The sequence below is a fragment of the Acinetobacter sp. RW6 genome, from assembly GCF_041956835.1.
Taxonomy (GTDB): Bacteria; Pseudomonadota; Gammaproteobacteria; order Pseudomonadales; family Moraxellaceae; genus Acinetobacter; species Acinetobacter calcoaceticus.
In genome coordinates this window covers 3,477,078-3,502,287 of sequence record NZ_CP167121.1, presented here as the reverse complement: position 1 = coordinate 3,502,287, position 25,210 = coordinate 3,477,078, and the positions used below count along the sequence as shown (strand labels likewise).

The following is a 25,210-nucleotide window of genomic DNA, read 5'->3' as shown; positions in this document are numbered from 1 at the left end:
ATCTCTGTTTTAACATACTCTTGCTGTTCGCCTGCTTTAAACAAAATTTCATCTAAATTTCAGCTATAATTTAGCCCTCACTTTTCATCTTTAGCTGTTCATGCCCGACTTTTCTTTTTCTGATGCCCTCTTAAACTGGTTCGATCAACATGGTCGTCATGATTTGCCGTGGCAAGTCGCAGATGATCCATACAAAGTTTGGGTTTCTGAAATTATGTTGCAGCAGACTCAAGTTAAAACAGTTCTGCAATATTTCGACCGCTTTATGGAGCGCTTCCCAACCGTAGAGACATTAGGTCATGCAACTTGGGATGATGTAGCACCTTATTGGGCAGGTCTCGGTTATTACGCTCGTGCCCGCAATTTGCACAAGGCCGCGGGTCTTGTAACTCAGCAGGGTAGGTTTCCTGAAACGTTAGAAGAATGGATTGCATTACCCGGCATTGGCCGCTCTACAGCAGGTGCGCTCATGTCTTTGGGTTTACGTCAGTATGGCGTCATTATGGATGGCAACGTGAAACGTGTCTTAGCCCGTTTTTTTGCTATTGAGGATGATTTAAGCAAACCCCAACATGAACGTGAAATGTGGAAACTAGCTGAAGCGCTTTGCCCAACCCAGCGTAACCATGATTACACTCAGGCCATTATGGACTTGGGTGCAACCATCTGTACGCCTAAAAAGCCTCTTTGTTTATATTGCCCAATGCAAGCTCACTGCCAAGCTTACCAACAAGGCCTAGAACAAGAACTCCCATTTAAAAAACCTAAAAAAACACCACCCGTTAGAACAGCAGATGTTCTTATCATTCAGTGTGAAGATGAATGGTTCTGGCAACAACGACAATCTCATGGTTTATGGGGTGGTTTATTCTGTTTACCCATTTTAGAAATTGAACACGAACGTCTTAGCTTAAGTCAGCAATTTAAATTGCAACCTCAAACGCAAACCTTTCAGATCAGTCATAGTTTCACTCATTTTACATGGTTACTTAATGCTCATACGTTCCACGTGGAACCTGATCAAAAAGAACATCTGGCGATTGAACTCGAAGGACAATGGCTCAGTCCAGAACAAGCGGTTGCCAAGGGCGTTCCAACAGCAATGAAAAAATTGATCTCGACAAGCCGTTCATGACATATTGAGTAAAATAATTTTGATATGGCAGTGACAGGGAGTATTTTGTGCGACGTTTTGTTTCTCATTTCTCACTTGGCTTTTTAATTATTCTATTGGCTGCCTGTGCTAGTGTACCTAAAAAACCAGCCCCACTATCACCCAATCAAGTCAGCAAGCTTAAAAGTATGCAACTTGCAAATCGACTTCCTGTGCCTGTGAAAGGTGTCGACCGAGATGAGTTAAAAGATACGTGGGGAGCTGCACGCAGTCAGGGCCGTAGTCATGAAGGAATTGATATTTTGGCTCCACGTGGAACCAAAGTGTACAGTACAACCGAAGGGCTTGTGGCAGATCTTCGCAATAACAATCTGGGTGGTAAAGTCATCTGGATTTTAGGTCCAGCAGGAACATGGCATTATTATGCTCACCTTGATGGTCACAAACGTGGCCTGAATGTCGGTGACTATATCAAAAAAGGTGACCTGATCGGCTATGTCGGCAACACGGGCAATGCACGTTATACTTCACCTCATTTACATTATGGTCTTTATCTAGATGGTAAAGGACGTGGTGCTATTAACCCTTATTCTTATTTACGCTAGGAACATTGTATGTCGGAAGCGCTGATCAATCGCTTAGTAGAGTTTGCCGAGTCAGGCAATCAGCAAAAGATCATTTTAAATGGCAATAGCTATCAAGGCTGGATCATGGAAATCAGCGATGATGCCCTGCTAATCAGTACCGGTTTTTCAGATAAAGTGGGCAAAGACTTTTGGCTAAAGTTTGAAGACTTAACTCAAGCTGAACTGTATTATTGGGATACTCGCCCAAATGAATGGGTGTTATTTAAACTTTAAAATTCTAAGATAAATATAAGGAGCATCATCATGAAAACTCAACGCTGCGGATGGTGTTCCAATGATCCCCTCTATATTGCCTATCATGATGAAGAATGGGGTAAACCAGAACATGATGAAGCACGATTATTTGAAATGCTTTGTCTAGAAGGTCAGCAAGCTGGCTTATCTTGGATTACCGTACTGAAAAAAAGAGAGAGTTACCGTCAACACTTTTTTCAACATTCTATTTCAGATATTGCCTCATTCACAGATGACTTTTTAGAACTAAAATTATCCGATGCGGGTTTAATTCGCCACTTAGGCAAACTTAAAGCAATTCGTGATAATGCAATTGCTTGGCAAGCACTCAAAGCACAAGTCGGTGATGTCACTACATGGCTTTGGCAATTTGTAGATGCGGTCCCACAACAAAACGATGTTGTAGATTATCGTCAGGCACCAGCACAAACCGAACTCAGCGTAAAACTTTCCAAAACACTCAAAAAGAATGGCTTCAAATTCGTTGGCCCAACCACCTGTTATGCTTTTATGCAAGCAGTAGGCATGGTCAATGATCATGAAAACAATTGTCAATTTAAAGCTTCATAACCCACCATAACGGTTCAAATCCGCTTAAGGAGTTTCCGATGAGCAATAATATAATTCAAGCTTATGCCGCTATGCAGGCAGGTGAAAAACTGGTTCCTTACCAATTTGATGCAGGTGAATTACAACCGCATCAGGTTGAAGTAAAAGTTGAATACTGTGGTTTATGCCATTCTGATATTTCTGTTCTAAACAATGAATGGCGTTCAACTGTATACCCTGTTGTTGCAGGCCATGAAATTATTGGACGAATTGTTGCTTTAGGCTCAGAAGCCAAAGGTCTAAAAATCGGGCAACGTGTCGGTATTGGCTGGACAGCGGAGAGCTGCCAAGCATGTGATGAATGTATTGGTGGTCAGCAAGTACTTTGTACGGGTGAAAATGTAGCAACAATCGTCGGGCATGCTGGTGGTTTTGCCGATAAAGTACGTGCAGGCTGGCAGTGGATTATTCCCCTTCCCGATGATTTAGACCCAGAAAGCGCAGGTCCTTTACTTTGTGGCGGAATTACCGTTTTTGATCCGCTACTCAAACACAAAATTCAGGCAACACACCATGTAGGTGTGATTGGGATTGGCGGTTTAGGTCATATGGCCATTAAGCTACTTAAAGCTTGGGGTTGTGAAATCACGGCATTTAGTTCTAATCCGGATAAAACTGAAGAGCTCAAAGCAATGGGCGCCGATCATGTGGTGAATAGCCGTGACACAGACGCGGTAAAAGCACAAAAAGGTAAATTTGATTTATTGCTCAGTACCGTGAATGTGACCTTAAATTGGCGTGCTTTCATTTCTACGCTAGCACCAAACGGTTCTTTGCACTTCTTGGGACTTACCCTTGAACCTGTTCCTGTTTCGGTCGGATCGCTTATTGACGGTGCCAAGTCAGTGACAGGCTCACCTACAGGTTCACCTGCTGCACTGCGTCAACTTTTAAAGTTTGCTGCACGCAAAAAAATTGCCCCTCAAATTGAGCTGTTTCCAATGTCAAAGCTTAATGAAGCAATTGAACGTTTACACTCAGGTCAGGCACGTTACCGTATTGTGCTCAAAGCAGACTTTGCAGAATAAAACTAACTTACTGTTTTCATCTGTTGTCGCGACCATTCCGCCAAGTCACTAATTGCTTGGCGGACGTCTGCTGTTAATTCATGACCCGCGTTTAAACGAATGAAATGCCGATAGCGTTCATCTTCACCAAAAACATGACCGGGAACTACAGTAATTCCTTGAGCTTTCGCAGTGTAATACAGCGCTAAGGTATCGACGCCCTTAGGTAACTGTATCCAGAGTGCATAGCCTCCTTCTGGCTGACTCAATGCGATTGGAAGGCCGTCAAAGGCTCTTAAAATACAACTGCGATATTGCTCAACTTGCCGCATTAGATTTGGTCGTAGCTGCTCTAAATGCTCTCGATAACCACGGCTATAAATAAAATCGGCCAAACCTAATTGTAGCGGTGTATTTACTCCAATATTGCTTGCCAGTAGCTCTAGTCTTAAATGCTGTAGCTTTGAACTTAAACAAAACCACCCTACCCGATATGCGCTCGATAGTGACTTAGAAACCGACCCACACCAAATGACATAGCCTTCACGGTCCCAATAGCGAATCGGTAGCGGGCGTTCATTACTGTAACCACATTCACCAAAAATATCGTCTTCAATAATAAAGCACTGATACTTTGCAGCTAATTCAGCAATCTTTTGTTTTTCTGTATTACTTAAACAATAACCTAAAGGATTTTGATAGTTGGCTGTCATCAGGCAAACTTTTGCCAAACCCTGCTGCATCAATGATTCTAAACGTTCAAGATCAATACCACGATGATGCGCTGGAATTTCAATAATTTGTCGTTTTAAACTGGCTAAAAGCTGTAGCTGCCCATTAAAAGTAGGCGTCGGAATCAAAATACTATCGCCTACTTCTGTTAGATGCTGAATCACTAACGACAAAGCAGGGATGCAACCATTGGTAATGAAAATATCTTCTGCTGCAATGAAAATGCCATCTTCACGCCAATGATCAGAAAGCGCTTTTCTTAATTGCTCATGTCCTTGTTTATTACAGTAGAGAAAGTCTTGTGGCTGACAATTTTTTAAAGCCCGTTGAATAGAACGACGTAAGCCTTCTACTGGAATAAAATGTGGTGTCAACTGGATCGAACCCAACGGTACGAGATGACTCTGTAAGGCAGCTTCTTGAATTTGGTTATGTAACTCTAGATTTGAGACTTGCCGAGGTAACGATAAAAAATCTGGGCTATCAGGAATAGGACTCGATTGGGCACGAGCAACCACGAAATAACCTGATTTCGGCTTTACATAAATGAGTCCCCTTGCCTCAAGTAACTCATAACAACTTTTTGCCGTGCTTAAGCTAATAGTGTGCTGACGAGCAAAATCTCGTAAAGAAATCAGCTTCTGATGGGGCTTGAGCTCATCTTGATAAATACGATGTGCTAATTGATTGGCAAGAACCTGATATTGAAAAGTCATTCTGTGCTGCTTTTTTAAAAATTTCTGTATCTGTACTGGTTTATAGAACACCTTTACGCTATATAAATCAACTCAAAGAGCAGCAAGATCATGAAATTAAAAGCTATATTGTTATTTACTATTGTTTTAGCAGGTTGCCAACCACAACCAAAAAATGAGCAGCACAGACATACAGTTTGCCAAAGTCTGATTGAGGGTTATTTAAAAATGACCAATCAACAAGACTACAAATTGGAGCAGCGTACTGATGATGAGGCCAGTACGATTTCTCATTATCAATATAAGCGTAATAGCTCAAATGAAGTTGTGATGGTGAACTCGACCTATTCCAAATTATATTTTAGTTGCCGCCAACAGCAAAAAAGCTATTTTCTGGCCCAGCATTCATCAGAAGGACAAACCACTCCACTTCTAGAGGTTCATTTTCCAACTGATGGCTATGCTACTTTTAGAGAGCGTTTTTAAAACCATCTTTTAACTGTTCTGCCAAAAACTCAATGAATAAACGGATTCGTTTTGGTAGATGCTCTTGTTGATAATACACAGCATGGATGCTTTGATATTGATGTTCAATTTGATCTTCAAATAATGCAATCAATCGCCCTTCTTCAATATCTTTCCAAACTTCAAATTCAGATAGCCGTGCAATGCCATGACCTCTAATGGTGAGTTGACGTACCGTCTCTCCACTCGATGCTTTAATTTTCGATTGAGCAAAGAAATATTCATCACCTACTTTAATCGGCCAGCTATTAATATAGGCAGGTCTGGTAAAACCAATCAGATCATGTTGTTCGAGTTCTTCAGGTTGTGTTGGAGTGCCCTTAATCGCCAAATATTCTGGACTTGCCACAATATATAAACGACTTTTACACACCAGTTTGGCATGTAGGCTCGAATCATTGAGTTCCCCAAATCGAAATGCCACATCAGTTTTATGTTGCAGCAAGTCAATCACCTGATCATTACTATTTAGCTCAATTTCAATATCTGGATAGCACTCACGAAACTTATGCATTAATGGTGCAATCACGTGTAAAACAAACGGAGTAGCCGAATCAATACGAATGAGTCCTGCCGTACCCTGATCAGATTTTTGTAGTTCTTCTTCAGCTGCATTAAGCTCATTTAAGATTTTACGGGCCTTTACCAGAAACTGTTGCCCTTCTTGAGTCAGTTTTAACTTACGTGTCGTTCGCTCTAACAAGGTGACATCTAACTTAGCTTCCAAGCGTGTTAAAGAACGGCTTACCCCTGAAGGTGTCTGTTTTAAATGTTCTGCTGCGGCTACAAATGAACCTGTATCAATAATTGTGATAAAGGCAACAAGTTCTTCAATTGTTGATTTCATGGCTTATTCTATTATTGACTAATCATCAAAGATATTTTGCTTATTCATCTATTTTTTCGCAACAATAATCCGAGCAAAATGCACCTCAAGTTAAACAATTATTTAAATTCAGGTGAACACATGAATATCCCACGTTTTGGTCTAGGAACTTTCCGTCTAAAAGAACAAGCGGTGATTGATTCAGTTAAAAATGCTTTAGATGTAGGTTACCGTGCAATTGATACTGCTCAAATTTATGATAATGAAGCAGCGATTGGTCAAGCCATCGCCGAAAGCGGTGTATCACGTCAGGACTTATTTTTAACCACAAAAATCTGGGTAGATAATTTTCCTCAAGATAAATTTATTCCAAGCTTAAAAGAAAGCTTACAAAAGCTTCGTACTGACCATGTCGATTTAACTTTGATTCACTGGCCAGCACCAGACTTAGGTGTTTCGATTCCTGAAATCATGCAGCTTTTACTTGAGGCAAAACAACAAGGCTTAACCAAACAAATTGGTATCTCAAACTTCAATATTGCGCTTACCCAACAAGCAATTGATACAATTGGAGCTGAGCATATTGCAACTAATCAGATTGAGCTAAGCCCTTATCTTCAAAACCACAAACTTGTGAACTTCTTACAAGAGAAGAATATTGATGTCACTTCATATATGACGCTTGCGTACGGCAAAGTGCTTCAAGACCCTGTTTTAGCTGAAATTGCAGCAGCTCATCAAGCAACAACAGCGCAAATTGCACTGGCATGGGCATTGCAACGTGGTTTTGCAGTCATTCCATCTTCGACTAAACGTGAAAACCTGATGAGCAATTTAAAAGCACAGGATATCGAGTTAACTTCAGCTGAAATGCAAATGATTGCCGAACTTGATCGTAACAGTCGTGAAGTTAGCCCAGAGCCATGGGCACCAGTTTGGGACTAAACTCATGAACACTCAATCAAATACGGCGTTCTCATTATTGGCATTGGCGATTGGTGCCTTTGCCATTGGCACCACTGAATTCTCACCAATGGGATTGTTGCCGAATATCGCTAATGATTTAGGGATTTCAATTCCAACAGCCGGAATGTTAATTACGGGCTATGCACTTGGCGTAATGCTAGGTGCCCCGTTCATGACCCTGTGGTTCGGTGGTTTTGCACGACGTAATGCGCTTATCTTTCTGATGGCGATCTTTACGGTAGGTAACCTAATTGCAGCATTTTCACCAAGCTATATGAGCTTATTAGGTGCTCGTCTCATCACAAGCTTGAACCACGGTGCGTTCTTCGGGATAGGTTCAGTTGTAGCAGCAAGCATTGTGCCCGCACATAAACAGGCCAGTGCTGTAGCAACCATGTTTATGGGCCTAACTATTGCCAATATTGGTGGTGTGCCTTTGGCAACATGGGTTGGGCAAAACATTGGCTGGCGTATGTCTTTCCTTGCTATTTCGTTACTTGGGGTTATTACCATGCTCGCTTTATGGAAAGCTCTCCCACAAGGTATGGTTGCCAAAAAACCAAATGTGAAAGCTGAGTTGAAAGTGTTAACGCGCACTCCTGTAATACTTGCGTTGCTCACCACTGTACTCGGTGCGGGTGCAATGTTTACGCTCTATACCTATATTGCGCCAAGTTTGACTGAGTTTACCCATGCTTCACCGACCTTCATTACTTTTATGCTGATGTTGATTGGTGTCGGTTTCTCGATTGGTAACCATTTAGGTGGACGTTTTGCAGATTTGTCCATCAACAAAACCCTGATTGGTTTCTTGGTTCTGTTGATTATCATGATGGTGACTTTCCCTATCCTTGCACAAAGTCAGATTGGGGCAGCCATTGCTTTAGTGATCTGGGGTGCAGCAACCTTTGCTTTAGTGCCTCCATTACAAATGCGTGTAATGTCCGTCGCGCACGAAGCACCAGGCCTTGCCTCTTCAGTGAATATTGGTGCATTTAACCTAGGTAACGCAGTAGGAGCAGCAGCAGGCGCATTAGTACTCGATTTAGGTTGGGGTTATAGCGCAGTATCATTTGCTGGTGCACTGCTGGCTGGGTTAGCTTTGTTATTGGTTTTATTCCAAATCAAACGCGAAAGCAGCCCTGCCCAAGCGTTACAGCAGTGTTCAGATTAATAAAAAAAAAGCGCCTGATTTCAGGCGCTTTTTTTTAAGTTATTTATTTTAAAATATCTGGTAATTTCGGTTGTTCATAAATCGGACTGGTCACTTCGCGCTTCATTTTAAGCAACATCTGGTAAGGTTGCTGTTGAACAAACATATTCACAAAACTTAATGGAATTGCACCAGCAGGATCAGCATAACCACTGGTGGTTACTTTCACCTTATTATTTGCAAGTTTTTGGAATGTCCAGTCCCCTTCATAGCGTGTTAAGCGCACCACATCGGGTTGTATCGGATAATTTCCGCTAATTGCAGTATTTTTAATTGTCACAACGCCATTTGCGGCCTTGCTCATTTTTCCTTTTACAACGACATCACGATCTTTCAAGGGAAATGGAAAATCTAACACCATATACAGTGTGAACTCACCTTTTTTCTCATCTTGAGACAACATTTCAACTTTGCCCATATAAGGCACCCACTGATCGGCACGATTCACATCTAAAATCACGGCGACAGCGCGTTCGAGTGGCACATCAAATGTCGTTTCTGCTTTATATTGAAAGACTGGATTATCAGTCTTCTGATAGGTCCAGACTTTAATATTATTGCGGTCTAAGCTTAATTTAGCTTTTTCTGTAGAAGCAGCCCCCGTCCAGAGGCTACTTAAACAAAGAAGAGTGGTCAGGGCAATTTGTTTTTTATTCATGTTCTGCTCTATCTTTTTTTTCTCGCTACACATGGAATACGTACAGGTTTTTAAACCTGTACGTCGTTCAATCCTAAAACATCTTTCATGTCATATTTACGCGCTTCACGGCCCACAACCCATGCCGCAGCTCGCACTGCACCAGCAGCAAAGTTCATACGGTTAGTTGCTTTATGAGTCACTTCAACGCGCTCACCTTCACCAATGAACATAACAGTGTGTTCGCCAACAATATCACCACCACGAATGGTTTCAAAACCAATCGTTTGACGGTCACGTGGGCCTGTATGTCCTTCACGCCCATAAACAGCAACTTCTTTTAAGTTACGGCCTAAAGTATCTGCAATTGCTTCACCCATCATTAACGCTGTACCTGATGGCGCATCTACTTTATGACGGTGGTGAGCTTCAATCACTTCAATATCTACTGTATCGCCAAATACTTTTGCTGCAAGCTCAAGTAACTTGATTGATACATTTACACCAACTGAATAGTTCGCAGCGTAAACCACAGGTGTATGAGTGGCAACTTCGTCTAACTCAGCTTTTTGCTCATCTGACATACCTGTTGTGCCAATAACCATGGCAACCCCAGCTTCACGGCAAAGCTTCAAATGCTGAGCAGTCGCAACTGGTGCGGTAAAATCAATAATTACATCGCAGTCTTTCAGAACATCTGCCAAACTTCCTGAAACCTTCACACCCACTGAACCAATACCAGCAAGCTCACCTGCGTCAGTGCCGACCAAACTACTTTCGGGACGCTCTACCGCAGCAGCCAATTGATAGCCTGCCTGTTGAACTGCTTGAATAAGCGTACGGCCCATACGACCGCCTGCACCTAAAACACCAATGCGTGGAGCTGCTGACATAATCCTTCTCAATCTTCTGTTTTACGTAATTTGTCTACTATATCAAAACTCTTTGCTCACGATAAAAAGTAAAAATTATTTTTTAAGATCAGCTGAAATTTAATCTGTTTTCACAAAAGTTAAAGAATTGATCGGCACACTACTCAGCCACGAATGAAAAAAAGATGACTATAAGGAGTTCAGCATGCATTCGAGAATTATTGGCTTCACAGCGATGATGGGGATTATGAGTTCAGTGGCATTTGCAGAGCCTGCAATCCAGCCAGGAGACACATTAGAAAGCTTATCTAAAGCACGCATTACGACTAACGTAAATACTCAAACAGCAACGCCTACAGCTCAAATTAGCGTAGTAACCGATGCCAATACCGACGTTAAAGTTGAAGATATTGACCCGATTATTGGCGAAACAACAGCAGAAACGCCTAAAGTAGCTGTACAGGCAGAAGCAGTAGCCGCACCAGTGATCGAAAATGCGCCTACTCTTGCTGCTAGTGAACCTACTGTAAGTGTTGACGACATTGATGTTGCTCACCCTACAGAGTAAGCACACGTAATTTTCTTTTAAGCAGAATAAAAATAATAAAATGAATCAGCGCAATAAAAAGGCGGATATTTTATCAATATCCGCCTTCTTTTTAATTTCTTATCTAATCAAGCATTAATCGAACAAACGATCAAAGAATGATTTTTTCTTTGGTGAAGAAGCACTGTCTTCGCCATCAAAAGAAGCTTGCAACTCTTTAAGTAATTCACGTTGACGAGCATTCAAGTTCACCGGTGTTTCTATCACAATACGGCAGAGTAAATCACCCACCATGCTGCTACGTACTGGACGAACGCCTTTGCCGCGTAAACGGAATAATTTGCCTGTTTGAGTTCCCTCGGGAATCTTCAAGCTAACACGACCTTCCAAAGTTGGAATTTCAATTTCTTTACCAAGTGCAGCATCAGCAATGCTAACAGGTACATCCATATAAAGGTCGGCACCATCACGTTGGAAAATTTCGTGTTCACGAACAACCACTTCAACGTACAAATCACCTGATTGGCCATCACGAATTGCTTCGCCTTTGCCACTCAAACGTACGCGGTCACCATTATCTACACCCGCTGGAATTGTAACTTCCAACGTTTGCTGACGATCAGCTACACCAGAACCATGACATGCCTGACAAGGGTTTTTAATAATTTTACCTTGGCCACGACAAGTACCACATGTTTGTTGTACAGAGAAGAAACCTTGCTGCATACGCACTTGTCCTGAACCATGACAAGTTTTACAAGTTTCAACATCTTTTGGATTTTTTGAACCTTTACCATCACACACATCACATGGTGCAGGAGCAGTAAAGGTAATGGTTTTTTTCACCCCTTTTACAGCTTCTTCAAGGGTAAGTTCCATTACATAGCGTAAATCTGATCCGCGACGTTGACGCTGTTGACGTCCACCACCACCGAATGCACCACCGAAGATATCACCGAACTGGCTAAAAATATCTTCTGCACTAAATCCGCCAAAGCCGCCACCACCGCCGCCAAAGCCACCTTCGAACGCATTATGACCCATGCGATCGTACATGCTACGCTTTTCGCTGTCCGATAAAACTTCATAAGCTTCAGCAGCTTCTTTAAATTTCTCTTCAGCTTCGGCATTGTCAGGGTTTCTATCAGGATGATATTTCATCGCCAATTTACGGTAGGCTTTTTTGATCTCATCATCACTTGCGGTTTTTGAAACGCCTAAAACCTCATAATAATCACGTTTAGCCATTTTTGGCGGTGCTCCTCACGGAATTTTATCAATACTCTATTGCCGACTAAATGGGGGGCTTTAGCCGAATTTACAAGGGGAAAATGTTTAAAAAATAGATATATTAAAAAACTGCCTTATTTTTTAAATATTTAGACAAGCCTTTTAACCATGCATTTAATAGAAATAACCACGCAATTGCGCTAAATACCACACCAGCAACCGTAGAGGCAGTTACCCAAAGATTACTATCCCATGCAAAAAAGAAGAGCGGAATAAACCAGACCGCAGCAAAAATTGCCATACAAAGAAATAGAATCCCGTTTCGCATAATCCATAGTGCATGCGCATGAATCCAAACTTCCGCATTATCTACAGCCGCTACTTTACGAGCAACCAAATAAGCAAAGGCTGCAAAAATAACCGTAAACAATGCAAGAAACATGAACGCATAAGAAATTACAATATAACGGCGATGCTGTTCGATATGGTCTTGCCCCATCTGTATTTCACCTCAATTCACTGCATTTGCCTATTTTTTATGCAGCGAAATAATCCTGTATTTTTTGTGTAAAGACAGGTGCTACTATATTGGAGTTTTCAATATTTCGCACCTTTATTCACAAAAAAATTATGTATTTTATGCGGTTTTTTTCACCTTAAACCATGCTGCATAGAGCGCAGGCAAGAAAAATAATGTCAGTAAGGTGGCAACAATCAATCCACCCATGATCGCAACTGCCATCGGACCAAAGAAAATACTCCGTGAAAGTGGAATCATCGCCAGAACCGCGGCCAAAGCAGTCAAAATAATCGGACGGAATCGACGTACAGTAGCCTCAATAATCGCTTCCCATGTTGAATGACCTGCTTGCCTGTCTTGTTCAATTTGATCAATCAAGATAAGCGAGTTACGCATGATCATGCCAGAGAGTGCAATCGTGCCTAACATGGCCACAAAGCCAAATGGTTTGTTAAATAACAGTAAGAATAAAACCACACCAATTAAACCCAGCGGAGCTGTTAACAACACAATGGTCGCGCGAGATAAGCTCTTAAGCTGAATCATCAGTAATGTCATGACAACCGCTAAAAACAGTGGCATACCCGCATTAACAGAATTTTGCCCACGTGCAGACTCTTCTACGGTTCCACCAACTTCAACAAGATAGCCACTTGGTAATTCAGCACGTAACTTATCCATTGATTCAGCTAACTCACCAACCACTGTAGCTGGTTGTAATTGAGTTCGGATATCTGCGCGAACGGTAATGGTTGGTAAGCGGTTACGATGCCAGATTAAGCCATCTTCAAATTTATACTCAATTTTAGCAATTTGGGCTAAAGGCACAGTCGTTCCATTGGTCGTTGGGACAGCTAAACTTGCCAATGAGGCCACTTCAACTCGCTCGCTCTGATCGCCACGTAAACGGATTTCAATGAGTTCACGCTTTTCACGATATTGCTCAATCGCACTGCCTGTAATTGATGCATTAATGAAGTTCGCTAAATCCACACTAGAGACACCCATTTGTCGAGCACGATCTTGGTCAATTTGAATTGAAATAATCTTACTCGGCTCACCCCAATCTAAATGTACATTGGTCGTATTCGGGTTTTCGCTCATCAGTTTAGCGACTTTCTGTGCCTCTTGACGTACCAGATTTTGATCTTCACCCGACACACGATATTGCAACGGATAACCAACAGGTGGGCCATTTTCCAGTAATGACACGCGAGTACGAACTTGCGGAAGTAATTGCTTAATTTGTGTTTCTAACGAGCGACGAATTTCATCACGATCATCAAGTGATGATGCGAGAACTACAAACTGCGCAAAGCTGGCTTGCGGTAATTGCTGGTCTAAGGGTAAATAAAAACGTGGTGATCCTGTACCGACATAGGCCACATAGTTATCAATACCTTTTTGTTTAGACAGAAACTTTTCAACCTTTTTCACAGCTTGTTCTGTCGCTGTTAAAGAAGCGCCTTCTTCAAGTTTTAAATCAACTAAAATCTCGGCACGGTTCGAAGGTGGGAAAAACTGCTGAGGAACGATCTTAAACATCAGCACAGATAGCACAAAAATACCCACCGTCGTCGCAATTACGGTTTTACGGTAAGTCACACAAAATTCGACCATCTTCCTAAAACGTAAATAGAAGCTAGATTGATAAGGATCGTAATGATGGTCCTGTGAAATGACCACAGTTTGCGGTTGCGGTTTTTTGGTTAATCTCGCCCATAAACGGACATACCAAGGGGCCTGATGACCTGTTTTGGTAAAATCTGGTAATAGCTTTTCACCTAAATAAGGTACGAATAAAACTGCTGCAACCCAAGATACTAATAAGGCAATCGTCACCACCTGAAAGATAGAGCGAGTGTATTCACCTGTACCAGACTGAGCTGTCGCGATCGGTAAGAAACCAGCGGCGGTAATCAGTGTTCCGGTGAGCATCGGAAATGCTGTTGTTTTCCACGCAAATCCGGCGGCTTTAATCCGGCTATAACCCTGCTCCATCTTAATTGCCATCATCTCGACAGCAATAATGGCGTCATCGACTAGCAAACCTAGCGCCAGAATCAAGGCACCCAGTGAAATCTTATGCAGGCCGACATCGAATAGACTCATACCCGCAAAGGTCATTGCTAAAACTAAAGGAATAGAAAAAGCGACAACCAATCCTGTACGGAAACCTAAAGAGAAAAAACTCACTAACAAGACAATAATAACTGCTTCAGCGAGTACCTTTATAAACTCATGAATACTGCGCTGCACTGCTACAGGTTGGTCAGAAACTTTTTGGAGCTTCATGCCTAAAGGCAAAGTTTTTTGTAGTTGGGCAAATTCTGTATCGAGATTTTTGCCTAAGGCAATAATGTCACCGCCCTTACGCATCGATAGAGCAATACCAATACCATTTTCACCCATGAAACGCATACGTGGCTGAGCAGGTTGACTAAAACCACGGTAGACATCAGCGACATCTCCGAGTTGAATGGTTTTATCACCTACCAGTAAAGGCATTTTCTTAATTTCATCAATGTTTTGTAAATGACCACTTACCCGAATCTGAATGCGGTCTGTGCCTGTTTCAAAAAAACCTGCACTTGCCATACTATTTTGCTTTTGTAAGGCATCTTGAATCGCTGTCACTGGGATACCAAGCTGTACCGCTTTGGTGTTAGAAATCTCAATCCAGATTTTTTGATCTTGCAGACCAATTAATTCGACCTTACTGACATCCTTGACGCGTTGAAGCTGTAATTGCAAACGATCGGCATATTCCTTAAGAAGTGCATAGTCAAAGTCTTTGCCTGTCAGTACATAAATATTGCCGTAAGTATCTCCAAATTCGTCATTGAAAAATGGACCTTGTACACCGTTTGGCAGTTCATGGCGTATATCATTGACCTTCTTACGAACGTTGTACCAAACATCAGGAATCTTGTCAGAAGTCAGTGAATCCTTCGCCACAAAAGTGACCAACGACTCACCTGGACGGGAGTAAGCCATAATCTTGTCATACTGCCCTGTTGTCATGAGTTCCTTTTCGATACGGTCCGTAACTAAAGTAGAAACTTCTTTGGCAGTCGCCCCAGGCCAGTAGGTCTGTACCACCATTACCTTAAAGGTAAAGGGTGGGTCTTCACTTTGTGATAATTTTGAATAAGAGATCGCACCGATAATGCCAAGCAACAGCATAAAATAAAGGACGATGCCTTTATTATTTAATGCCCATTCCGAGAGATTGAATTTCATGGCTGGGTTGCTCCCTGAATTTTCACCCCACGGTTTTCACGGTCAATCGGGTGAATCTTCTGTTTATCACGTAGCAAATGTACGCCGCCAATCACAACCCAATCATTTGGGGCCAAACCAGATAATACCGGCACACTATCTTTGCCATATGCACCAATCGTTACAGGTACTTTACGCAATGTCTGATTCGCATTAACAACCCATACATAAGGTTGATTATCTGTTGCTGAGACACTCGAAAGTGGCACACTCATCACATTGGTTTGAGTCGAGCTAAAAAATACGCGTGCACTTTGTCCAAGCTGAATAACAGATTGACCTTCTTTGAGTGCAACCTTGACCGTAAATGTACGAGACTGATCAGCCGCTGGGGAAACTTCGCGTACATAACCAGAAAATCGGTCATTCGGTTTAGACCATAAAGTGACCCAAGCTGCTTGGCCAACCTTGATCTCGGCAACTGCTTGTTCTGGTACGCCAATGACAACTTCACGCTCTCCATCAATTGCCAGTTGATAAGCGGCTTGGCCCGCTGCAACCACTTGTCCAATTTCGATATTTCGCGCAGTAATCACCCCATTTTTATTAGAAACGAGTTGGTTATATCCTGTCTGATTAGCAGAAACTTCATAGTTAGAACGAGCTTGTTGTAACGCTGCTTGTGCCGAATCATATTGATTTTTCACCGTATCGTATTGCGAACGGCTAACCGCATTAATTGGTAGTAATTGCTGAAAACGCTTAAGTTCATCTGATGCCGTTTTTGCTGCGGCCTGAGCATTGTCCAGTTGGGCTTTAGCAGCATTTAACTGTAGCTGAGCATCTGCCACGTCAAGTTTTGCTAAAACTTGTCCAACCTTAACTCGATCACCAACGTCCACATAACGTGCTGTAACCTGCCCACCGACCCGAAATGCTAAAGCTGTTTGTTGTCTGGCCTGAACATCTCCCGCATAGCTCTTTTGTTCATTGAGTGTGGTCAAAGGTTGAGCCACCATCACATAGGGTATTTCTTCTGTTTTTGGGGCTTCTTTACTACACCCCATTAATGTGACCGTACAAACAATCACCATACTCATGATGAGAGGTTTTAACAGATTCATATCTTATCGCTCTTATTCAAACTGATTTTTTAAGGCACAATATGTTTGCATCATAAATTGTTTGTTTTTTAATTAATATACCCATGGGTATATTAATTAAAGAAAAACTTATAAATCGCTATTTTTTTAAATTTTTATTAGAGGGTTTCGTGCAAACAGTTAATCAAAGTGGTCGCCCCAAAGATCTAGAAAAACGTGCTCGTGTTCTGCAAGCAGCAAAAGCCATTTTTTTGAAATCTGGTTATCACGGTACCAGCATGAACCAGATTGCACAGGAAGCAGGAGTCACTAAGCTCACGGTTTATAATCACTTTCAAGATAAAGCCAACCTGTTTATCTGTGCGATTACAGAAACCTGTGAAGAGACACTGTGTACTAAACAATTTGAATTAGATGCATCGGCAGACTTTTATCAAGCACTCTTTATTGTGTGTTCACGCGCCTTGCAAATTATTTACTCACCTGAAGCACTTAAACTTGAACACGTTTTATTTGAACTTGCAGCAGAACAAAGTCCACTCGCCCTACAGTTTTTTGATGCATCTCATACCCGACTGCAAAATCAATTAGCTGAGTTTTTGCAAAAAGCGGCTCAATTAGGTTTTATTCAAACCGATAATCCTACTTATCAAACCGAGCTTCTTATGTCCTTATTGCTTGGCGTACGCCACCAGAAGGTTTTACTTGGGATCATTGCTGTACCAAATGTTCATGAGCTTGAGCAAATTATTCAAGATGCAATTGCTTTATTCCTGCTCAAATATCGGACTTAAACCAAAGTACCATTGCCAAAAGTTGTACTGAGTGCATTTCATCGTTAACAGCATCGCATGCAAATTAAATGTTATTTTTTAAGCAAAAATTCACATTTTCTTACGCTCAAAGCTTGGAATGTTTGCTAATCACGCTATATTCGATAAGGATAAGAACAGGAGAAAATAGCATGGTTCAGCAAATCGATGCGCCACTGCGCGAGGATGTCCGCTTACTTGGTAATTTATTAGGTGAAACCCTAAAGCAACATGCAGGACAAGAGCTGTTTAATCAGATCGAGCAAATTCGTGCCCTTGCTAAAGGTGCACGTGATGGCCAAGCTGAAGCCCAAAAGCAACTAGAACAATTATTTTTAAATCTACCCGACGATGAACTACTTCCCCTTACCCGAGCTTTTTCTCATTTCCTAAATTTTGCCAATATTGCCGAGCAATATCATGTGGTCCGTAGCCGTAGACAAGCAGAATTCGATTCGGATGCCAACTCTCCGAATCCACTTGTTCACCTATTTCAAAAATTCAAAGATAAAAGTATTTCAACAGAAAAACTATTCCAACAAGTTTGTGATCTTGATATTGAGCTGGTACTTACGGCACATCCAACTGAAGTCAGTCGTCGTACACTCATTCAGAAATATGATGATATCAATGCGTGCTTGTCTCAGCTTGATCAACAAAAACTCACTCCACGTGAGCGTCAAAGTGCACTTGCGAACCTAAAGCAACAAATTAGTTCGGCATGGCAAACAGATGAAATTCGTCAGCACCGTCCGACTCCTGTTGATGAAGCAAAATGGGGCTTTGCGACGATTGAGCAAACGCTTTGGAATGCTGTACCTAAATTTATTCGTGAATTAAATGAGCTAGTTCAAGAAAATTGCCAACAAAACCTACCACTCAACATTGCACCAGTGCGTTTTGCATCTTGGATGGGTGGAGACCGTGATGGTAACCCAAATGTTACCCATCAAATTACACAAGAAGTGCTGTGGTTATCGCGCTGGCAAGCTGCCGATCTCTATTTAAGAGATATCGAAAACTTGCGTTGGGAACTCTCAATTCAAACCTGCTCTGAAGAAATGGTTCAAGCGATTGGTAACCAACATGCGGAACCTTATCGTGAGTATTTACGTGCAACACGAGAGCGTTTAAAAGCCACTCGCCACTGGTTAGCTCAACGTTTGCAAGGACTCGAAGCAGACGATACGAATGTGATTAAAAGTAAAGATGAGCTCTTACAACCGTTATTATTGTGCTATCGCTCTTTAATCGACAGTAACCTACCTGAAATTGCGAATGGTCAACTACTCGACTTTATCTACCGTGTGAACTGTTTTGGTATTGAACTACTTAAACTCGACATTCGCCAAGAATCAGGTCGTCACCGCCAAGCAATTTCAGCAATTACCGAATACTTAGGTTTAGGTAATTTTGAATCGTGGACTGAACAAGCACGCCAAAACTTCCTGATTCAGGAATTACAAAGCAAACGTCCACTTTTACCGAAATATATTAATGAACCTGAAGGCAGTTTGATTGGACACCCAGATGTTCAAGAAGTATTTGCAACCATGCGTACTTTGGCAGACCAACCGCCTGAATCTTTAGGAGCTTATATTATTTCTATGGCTGAATATCCAAGCGATGTTTTAGCTGTATTGTTATTGCAAAAAGAAGCAGGTATTCAACATCCTTTACGAGTAGTTCCTCTATTTGAAACTTTAAAGGACTTAGATGGCGCTGCAACTACCATAAATACGCTGTTCAATATGCATTGGTATAAACAGCACATTCAGGGTAAACACGAAGTGATGATTGGCTATTCTGACTCTGCGAAAGATGCAGGATTTATGTCTGCCAACTGGGCACAATATCGTGCTCAAGAAGAGCTGACTGCAATTGCTCAAACACACGGTGTACAGTTGACTCTGTTCCACGGTCGTGGTGGTTCAATTAGTCGTGGTGGTGCTCCAACTCAACAGGCACTATTTTCACAACCACCGGGTTCGATCTCTGGTGCAATCCGAGTTACAGAACAAGGTGAAATGATCCGCTTCAAATTCGGTTTAGAAGGGATTGCCATGCAAAACCTTGAAATCTATACCGCAGCAACACTTGAAGCGACCTTACTACCACCACCGGAACCTAAAGCTGAGTGGCGTGAACTCATGAACCGTATGACAGATCATTCTGTTAAGGTCTATCGTCAAACAGTGCGTGAAAACCCACACTTCGTAAAATATTTACGTACTGTCACCCCTGAGCTTGAGTTACAAATGTTGCCACTAGGTTCGCGTCCGGCAAAACGTAAGGTGAGTGGTGGTATTGAGTCTTTACGTGCGATTCCATGGGTGTTTGCATGGACACAAATCCGTTTAATGTTACCTGCATGGTTAGGCACTGGGGCAGCAATTAATGAAGTGATTGCGGATCAGCAAAAAGCAACCCTTGATGAAATGCTCCAGCAATGGCCTTATTTCCAGACACTCATCGATATGCTGGAAATGGTATTATCAAAAGCCGATGCCAACATTGCGCTCTATTACGAATCACATCTGACTGAAGATGAAGATTTAAAAGTACTCGGCAACCAATTACGTCAGCGATTAAAAGATGCTGTTGAAACCCTACTTGCTTTAAAAGATGAATCAAAACTTCTGAGTAATAACGAAGTTCTTGATCAGTCTATGCAAGTTCGCAAACCTTATTTACTACCTTTACACCTTTTACAGGCTGAACTGATGAAACGCCGTCGTGATTATCTCGCTGAGCGTCAAGCAGAAAACACCCCTGTTGATCATGCGCTAATGGTGAGTATTGCAGGTATTGCTGCTGGTTTACGTAACACTGGCTAAGCTGATTTTACCGATTGTTTAACAAAGCAGTGCATTACCGATGCACTGCTTTTTACTTACAAAGTTTCCCAGTTTTATTAAATTTTCCCCGATTTTCTATTTTTTTAAATATTTTTTAAAAATCATAAAATTAATTTTTATGAGAAAAAAATAACTAAATACGTACATTTAGAATTTAAAAAATTATACCAATCGTTAAAAAATAATTAATTTTCACTGACATACTTCTCTCTAGAGATTAAATGCATTCTCAAGAAAGAGTATCATTGCACCAATTAAAGAATAACGAGTTTATTTTATGTCCAATTGGTTTCCAAAATGGCAGCCTTACCAAGGTGATATTGACCATCGGCCAGTCTCTACCAATGAATATCTCCCTCCGGTTCAAAGTGCTATTTTAGGTATCCAACATGCGTTTGCCATGTTTGGAGCAACTGTTTTAGCACCATTACTCATGGGTTTTAATCCAAATCTTGCTATTTTAATGTCTGGCATCTGTACCATCCTGTTCTTCTTAATTACAGGTGGTCGCGTTCCAAGTTACTTAGGATCAAGTTTTGCTTTTATTGGGGTCGTTGCAGCAGCGACTGGGCATATTACAGGTTCAGGTGCAAATCCAAATCTGTCTATGGCTTTAGGTGGAATCGTTGCGTGTGGTGTATTTTATGCCCTCATCGGTTTTATTGTGATGCTCACCGGTACACGCTGGATTGAAAAACTTATGCCGCCGGTCGTTACTGGCGCGATTGTGATGATTATTGGTCTAAACCTCGCACCTGTTACGATTAAAGGCGTTGCAGGACAACCATTTGAAATGTGGATGGCACTTATTACCGTACTTTGTATGGGAAGTATTGCGGTCTTTACCCGCGGCTTATTGCAACGTCTACTTTTATTGGTCGGTTTAATCTTGGCCTATGTGATTTATGCCATCACCACCAATGGGCTAGGTTTAGGTAAACCAATCGATTTTAGCCAGATCTCTCAAGCTGCATGGTTCGGTATCCCAAGTTTTTCACACCCTACTTTTGACACCAGAGCTATGCTCATTATTGCTCCGGTTGCTCTTATTTTAGTAGCAGAAAACCTAGGGCATATTAAAGCTGTAGGTGCCATGACTGGTGAAAACCTGACTCCACAATTGGGTAAAGCATTTGTCGCAGATGGTTTGGCCACAACACTCTCTGGTAGCGTTGGCGCACCAGGTATGACTACTTATGGCGAAAACATTGGAGTCATGGCAGTCACTCGTGTGTACTCAACCATTGTTTTTGTTATTGCTGGTGTCTTCGCTATTTTCTTGGGTTTATCTCCAAAATTTGGTGCAGTGATTAGTACCATCCCAAATGCTGTTTTAACAGGTGCATCTATTGTCGTATTTGGTTTAATTACCATTGCTGGTGCAAAAATCTGGATTGAAAATAAAGTCGATTTTTCTAACAATAAAAACCTGATTGTTGCTTCTGTGACGATTATTTTAGGTGCCGGAAACTTTGAATTGATGTTTGGTAACTTCAATTTAGGTGGCATTGGTACAGCAACGTTTGCAGCCATTATTTTGAACTGGTTATTTAGTTTAAAAGATAAAACGTAAGTTCCAAAAGGCAGCATCAGCTGCCTTTTTTATTATTATTTTTCATCGACCTTTCTTGATCACTTTTTAGTATGATGATCTCTTACCCTTCAATACGTTCCCTGTCATGCGTTTTGATTTTTTTGATTTACAACTGGTTCTCCATATTGTCTCTACAGGTAGCCTAACTAAAGGTGCAGATCGTTCCGCGATTTCACTTCAAGCTGCCAGCGAGCGTATCAAAAAACTCGAACAGTATTTTGAAACACCATTATTTATTCGCCAAACTACAGGCGTAGAGCTCACTACAGCTGGTCATGCTTTTGTAGAACATGGTCGTCAGCTTTTAGCACAAAAAGATCAACTCGAACAAGAAATGCAGCGTTTTAGGCACCCTACCACAGAGGCATTAACGCTGTGGTGTAACTCTTCTGCTCAAAGTGAATATCTACCGCCTCTCTTACCGCAATATCTTGTACTGCATCCCGAAATGAATATCGATTTACATGAAGCCGAAAGCTCTGAAATTGTAGATGCATTAACGCAGGGAATTGCCAATTTAGGACTCGTCTCAAGTTTTTTTGATACCCGACATTTGCAAACTAAGGAATTTGCTAGTGATCCGTTAGTTCTGATTTGCCCCGCTACGCATGAGTTAGCTCAATACCAAGAGCTGAATTTGGTAGATGCTCTAAGCTATGGTTTTATTGGTCTTAAACCCCACCACTCTTTGCAACAGTCTATCGAAACTCAAGCTAAGCTATTAGGCTTTAACATACAGTATCGTTTACGTTTACCTAATTTTGGAGCAATTGCTGAGGTTGTGGCGAAAGGTGTTGGAATTGCAATTATGCCCGCCCGCGCTGCACAGCGTTTGCAATCGGACTATGATTTTCATTCCATTCAACTGCTAGGGGCGTGGGCAAACCGTAAATTGCTTTTAGCAACACAAAATTTCAATCAGCTCCCTCAAAGCTATCAACAGTTTTCTGATTTTTTACTGCAACATCGCCCTTAAACACTTGGCTTAGTGCAAAACCATATAAATCCCTAATGACACTAAACCAATGAAAAAAATACGGCGAAATTTCTGCTCATTGAGTCGATAACGGATTTTTTTACCTAACCACATTCCAACTAATGCAGCGAATAAAGCCGCAAAAGATAAACGATAGTCTAGCTTTATTCCTGACATAGGATTGTGGTGTAAAAAGACTGCAAGGCAAATGGTAGACACGGTAAAAGTCAGCCCCAAAGCCTGTACCAACTCATCACGTTTTAAATGCAACGACTGCAAGTAAGGCACTACTGGAATAATAATTACACCTGTTGCTACCGTCACTGCCCCACCAATATAACCAATGATGGGCGATAGCCAACGTTCATGCTTGCCTAAGTGCGGGAGCTTCTTCACACATAGACCATAGAGTCCATATAAAGCCAGCATACAGCCTAATAAAATCTCACTACTATGCCCATGACTTTGGCTCAAGGTGGGTAGAAAGCTCCATATTGAGCCCACCACAATGCCTACAAGTAAAGTCCAGAAACGGCGAATAAAAGCCCAAACATGTCCTTCAGCGAAAAGCTGCCAGACATTGGTCACCATTGAAGGAACAATCAGAAGAGATGCTGCTTGAAAAGGACTCATTGCGATGGTGAGTAGGCCCATCGATACCGCGGGCAACCCTAAGCCGATCATGCCTTTAATCATGCCAGCAAAGGCAAAAACCACCATAATAATTGCTAGAAATGTCACTGTTTATCTCCGATTCCCTACAAGGCTATGCTACGGAAAAAACAGGCTTTGCCCTATTCTTGTTTTTAGGAGAAGGCCTCAATTAAAAGTTGAGGCAGTTTTATATTTTTCTTCTAATACATTGCTAAAAATACTTTCAATCATCCAAACACGATACAAACTATTAAATACATAGCTTTGCCCATCAATACGCAACTCTAAAACTGGTAAATCAGGCTGATGCTTATCTCTGCAAAATGCGTCATTTTGCGCCAGAACAGCTGGCACATCCTGTTCGGTTAACTGCTCAATTCCCAACTGTTGCTGTAATTCTTGGAAATGCTTTTTGAAAGATAAATCTTTGCCTTTTGTCCAAACAGCCTGCAAAATCGTAAAAACCGTATCGATTTGCTGATTTTCAGGCACGCTATAGAAAAGCTTTGCCATCTCAAGCGTACTTTCTTCTGTAGGACGGCAAAAAGGAGTAAAAGCTACATCTGTTCGTTTAGAAACACGGGTTGCTAAACTCCAGTCAAACCAATCTCGGCCTTGATAGCTTAAAGGGTAAACTTTTAATTGAATGTCATAATAATCGGCCAGCTCTTCCTTAATATAAGCAAGTAACAGCCAACTCATTGGATCTTCTAAGGCAATATATATATCGAGTTCAGGACGAAGTGTCTGAATTTCGGTAAGTGCCTCCGCATCATTAATCAAATGTTCACGCCATTCGATATGATTAATTAAAAAGATCGGATTACCAGTCAATAACTTTTGCTGTTTTAGACGACGGGTTAAACGTAATAGATCATCTACTGCATGATACTTACGTCCACCAAATTCAAAGTACGCCGCCGGTACAGGTTCATCCGTAAAAATACGTTCTGAAAAATGTTGAGGAAGCTGATGTTTAACTGCCATGGCATGTAAAGTACGCAGCTTTCCATATTGTTGCTGCCAAAGCATGTGAAAAATATCTTCTAGTAAATGTAAGAAATTCTGACCTTGTAATGGGGTTCTTTTTAATATGACAGCAGCTTGTTTTAAAGATTCTTGGCTTGGGATTTCTGGAAATTCATCAAAAGCAAAACGGTGTTGCTTGGCTAAAATTTTCGCATCATTCAGACAATAATTTTGCCACTCTTCATGTGACATACCATTTGGAGGTTCAGAAGCCGTATGGGAAATAATAATTTTTAAAGGCTTAAGTTCATCACTTAAAATCTCATCGAGCTGAGACAATTGCTGAACAGCCAAATAGCTATACACATCATCAAGTCGTAAATAAATACTTAAACCATTTTCCGTGGGTAACACCGCTTGACGAGAGGGTTTTTGGTAAAACCAACTCGATCGGATAGGGTCAAACCAACGGCGTAGCAGTGACATGAATAGTGCCTCTAAAAAATAAAATCCTAAGCTAGACCAAAAAACTGCTTTGATCGCAGTACAAAGTGCAGCAGAAGCTTAATATACAAAATACTAACGGGCTCTGCTTCGCAGAATAAATATCACGTTATTGCACGTGTTCCTGCATCGGTGAAGATTTTA

23 protein-coding genes are annotated in these 25,210 nt (G+C 41.5%); 13 read left to right on the top strand and 10 right to left on the bottom strand.

Annotated features, from left to right (window positions below; translation table 11 throughout):
- Window positions 1–100 precede the first annotated feature (100 nt).
- From mutY to ACB088_RS16530, 5 genes are read left to right on the top strand one after another with little or no spacing between them, the layout of a single operon-like run.
- The gene (gene mutY / locus ACB088_RS16550; RefSeq protein WP_375037484.1) at window positions 101–1,135 is read left to right on the top strand and encodes an A/G-specific adenine glycosylase; all 1,035 of its coding nucleotides are present in this window, start codon (window positions 101–103) and stop codon (window positions 1,133–1,135) included.
- A 47-nt stretch (window positions 1,136–1,182) separates the two neighbouring features.
- Window positions 1,183–1,719, top strand: a complete 537-nt coding sequence (locus tag ACB088_RS16545; protein WP_375037483.1) for a M23 family metallopeptidase — start codon at window positions 1,183–1,185, stop codon at window positions 1,717–1,719.
- 9 nt (window positions 1,720–1,728) lie between these two features.
- On the top strand, window positions 1,729–1,974 hold the full coding sequence (locus ACB088_RS16540; RefSeq protein ID WP_001287364.1) for a hypothetical protein: 246 nt from the start codon (window positions 1,729–1,731) through the stop codon (window positions 1,972–1,974).
- A gap of 30 nt (window positions 1,975–2,004) precedes the next feature.
- The gene (locus ACB088_RS16535; RefSeq protein ID WP_375037482.1) at window positions 2,005–2,565 is read left to right on the top strand and encodes a DNA-3-methyladenine glycosylase I; all 561 of its coding nucleotides are present in this window, start codon (window positions 2,005–2,007) and stop codon (window positions 2,563–2,565) included.
- Window positions 2,566–2,603: 38 nt separating this feature from the next.
- Window positions 2,604–3,632, top strand: coding sequence for an NAD(P)-dependent alcohol dehydrogenase (locus tag ACB088_RS16530; protein ID WP_375037481.1), 1,029 nt, complete (start codon window positions 2,604–2,606; stop codon window positions 3,630–3,632).
- A gap of 2 nt (window positions 3,633–3,634) precedes the next feature.
- Here the strand turns inward: ACB088_RS16530 and ACB088_RS16525 are convergent, their stop codons facing one another.
- Window positions 3,635–5,059: a PLP-dependent aminotransferase family protein gene (locus ACB088_RS16525; protein WP_375037480.1), complete on the bottom strand. Its 1,425-nt coding sequence runs from the start codon at window positions 5,057–5,059 to the stop codon at window positions 3,635–3,637.
- 90 nt (window positions 5,060–5,149) lie between these two features.
- On the opposite strand from ACB088_RS16525, the gene ACB088_RS16520 reads away from it, so the two are divergent.
- Window positions 5,150–5,524 (top strand): hypothetical protein, encoded by a 375-nt coding sequence (locus tag ACB088_RS16520; protein ID WP_005037819.1) that lies wholly within the window; start codon window positions 5,150–5,152, stop codon window positions 5,522–5,524.
- Here the strand turns inward: ACB088_RS16520 and ACB088_RS16515 are convergent.
- Window positions 5,508–6,410, bottom strand: coding sequence for a LysR family transcriptional regulator (locus tag ACB088_RS16515; protein WP_375037479.1), 903 nt, complete (start codon window positions 6,408–6,410; stop codon window positions 5,508–5,510). The two genes, ACB088_RS16520 and ACB088_RS16515, sit on opposite strands and share 17 nt — an antisense overlap.
- Window positions 6,411–6,530: 120 nt before the next feature.
- On the opposite strand from ACB088_RS16515, the gene dkgB reads away from it, so the two are divergent.
- Complete coding sequence (dkgB, locus tag ACB088_RS16510; protein WP_375037478.1) at window positions 6,531–7,334, top strand: 2,5-didehydrogluconate reductase DkgB; 804 nt, start codon at window positions 6,531–6,533, stop codon at window positions 7,332–7,334.
- A gap of 4 nt (window positions 7,335–7,338) precedes the next feature.
- Window positions 7,339–8,529, top strand: a complete 1,191-nt coding sequence (locus tag ACB088_RS16505; protein WP_375037477.1) for an MFS transporter — start codon at window positions 7,339–7,341, stop codon at window positions 8,527–8,529.
- A gap of 43 nt (window positions 8,530–8,572) precedes the next feature.
- Here ACB088_RS16505 and ACB088_RS16500 read toward each other — a convergent pair whose 3' ends face one another.
- Entirely contained in the window at window positions 8,573–9,226 is a 654-nt protein-coding gene (locus ACB088_RS16500) for an START domain-containing protein (protein WP_005037811.1), read from the bottom strand.
- 50 nt (window positions 9,227–9,276) lie between these two features.
- Window positions 9,277–10,098: a 4-hydroxy-tetrahydrodipicolinate reductase gene (gene dapB / locus ACB088_RS16495; protein ID WP_017391117.1), complete on the bottom strand. Its 822-nt coding sequence runs from the start codon at window positions 10,096–10,098 to the stop codon at window positions 9,277–9,279.
- Between the two features lie 184 nt (window positions 10,099–10,282).
- On the opposite strand from dapB, the gene ACB088_RS16490 reads away from it, so the two are divergent.
- On the top strand, window positions 10,283–10,645 hold the full coding sequence (locus ACB088_RS16490; protein ID WP_375037476.1) for a hypothetical protein: 363 nt from the start codon (window positions 10,283–10,285) through the stop codon (window positions 10,643–10,645).
- A gap of 114 nt (window positions 10,646–10,759) precedes the next feature.
- On the opposite strand, the gene dnaJ is transcribed toward ACB088_RS16490, so the two are convergent.
- The 4 genes from dnaJ to ACB088_RS16470 all read right to left on the bottom strand — a co-directional run bounded on the left by dnaJ (window position 10,760) and on the right by ACB088_RS16470 (window position 16,720).
- Window positions 10,760–11,872: a molecular chaperone DnaJ gene (gene dnaJ, locus ACB088_RS16485; RefSeq protein ID WP_003654301.1), complete on the bottom strand. Its 1,113-nt coding sequence runs from the start codon at window positions 11,870–11,872 to the stop codon at window positions 10,760–10,762.
- A 103-nt stretch (window positions 11,873–11,975) separates the two neighbouring features.
- Window positions 11,976–12,353, bottom strand: a complete 378-nt coding sequence (locus tag ACB088_RS16480) for a hypothetical protein (RefSeq protein WP_092709044.1) — start codon at window positions 12,351–12,353, stop codon at window positions 11,976–11,978.
- A gap of 138 nt (window positions 12,354–12,491) precedes the next feature.
- The gene (locus ACB088_RS16475) at window positions 12,492–15,617 is read right to left on the bottom strand and encodes an efflux RND transporter permease subunit (protein ID WP_375037475.1); all 3,126 of its coding nucleotides are present in this window, start codon (window positions 15,615–15,617) and stop codon (window positions 12,492–12,494) included.
- The gene (locus ACB088_RS16470; RefSeq protein WP_375037474.1) at window positions 15,614–16,720 is read right to left on the bottom strand and encodes an efflux RND transporter periplasmic adaptor subunit; all 1,107 of its coding nucleotides are present in this window, start codon (window positions 16,718–16,720) and stop codon (window positions 15,614–15,616) included. The genes ACB088_RS16475 and ACB088_RS16470 overlap by 4 nt, the downstream gene beginning before the upstream one ends.
- Window positions 16,721–16,869: 149 nt before the next feature.
- Here ACB088_RS16470 and ACB088_RS16465 point away from each other — a divergent pair, with 149 nt between their 5' ends.
- The 4 genes from ACB088_RS16465 (at window position 16,870) to ACB088_RS16450 (ending at window position 22,939) form a co-directional block, all read left to right on the top strand.
- Window positions 16,870–17,493, top strand: coding sequence for a TetR/AcrR family transcriptional regulator (locus tag ACB088_RS16465; protein WP_133747265.1), 624 nt, complete (start codon window positions 16,870–16,872; stop codon window positions 17,491–17,493).
- A 170-nt stretch (window positions 17,494–17,663) separates the two neighbouring features.
- Window positions 17,664–20,348, top strand: a complete 2,685-nt coding sequence (ppc, locus tag ACB088_RS16460) for a phosphoenolpyruvate carboxylase (protein WP_375037473.1) — start codon at window positions 17,664–17,666, stop codon at window positions 20,346–20,348.
- A gap of 298 nt (window positions 20,349–20,646) precedes the next feature.
- The gene (locus ACB088_RS16455) at window positions 20,647–21,942 is read left to right on the top strand and encodes a solute carrier family 23 protein (RefSeq protein WP_005037795.1); all 1,296 of its coding nucleotides are present in this window, start codon (window positions 20,647–20,649) and stop codon (window positions 21,940–21,942) included.
- Window positions 21,943–22,048: 106 nt separating this feature from the next.
- On the top strand, window positions 22,049–22,939 hold the full coding sequence (locus ACB088_RS16450) for a LysR family transcriptional regulator (RefSeq protein ID WP_375037472.1): 891 nt from the start codon (window positions 22,049–22,051) through the stop codon (window positions 22,937–22,939).
- Between the two features lie 9 nt (window positions 22,940–22,948).
- On the opposite strand, the gene ACB088_RS16445 is transcribed toward ACB088_RS16450, so the two are convergent.
- Complete coding sequence (locus ACB088_RS16445; RefSeq protein ID WP_375037471.1) at window positions 22,949–23,680, bottom strand: sulfite exporter TauE/SafE family protein; 732 nt, start codon at window positions 23,678–23,680, stop codon at window positions 22,949–22,951.
- 78 nt (window positions 23,681–23,758) lie between these two features.
- On the bottom strand, window positions 23,759–25,048 hold the full coding sequence (locus ACB088_RS16440) for a hypothetical protein (protein ID WP_005037789.1): 1,290 nt from the start codon (window positions 25,046–25,048) through the stop codon (window positions 23,759–23,761).
- Window positions 25,049–25,210: the final 162 nt, after the last annotated feature.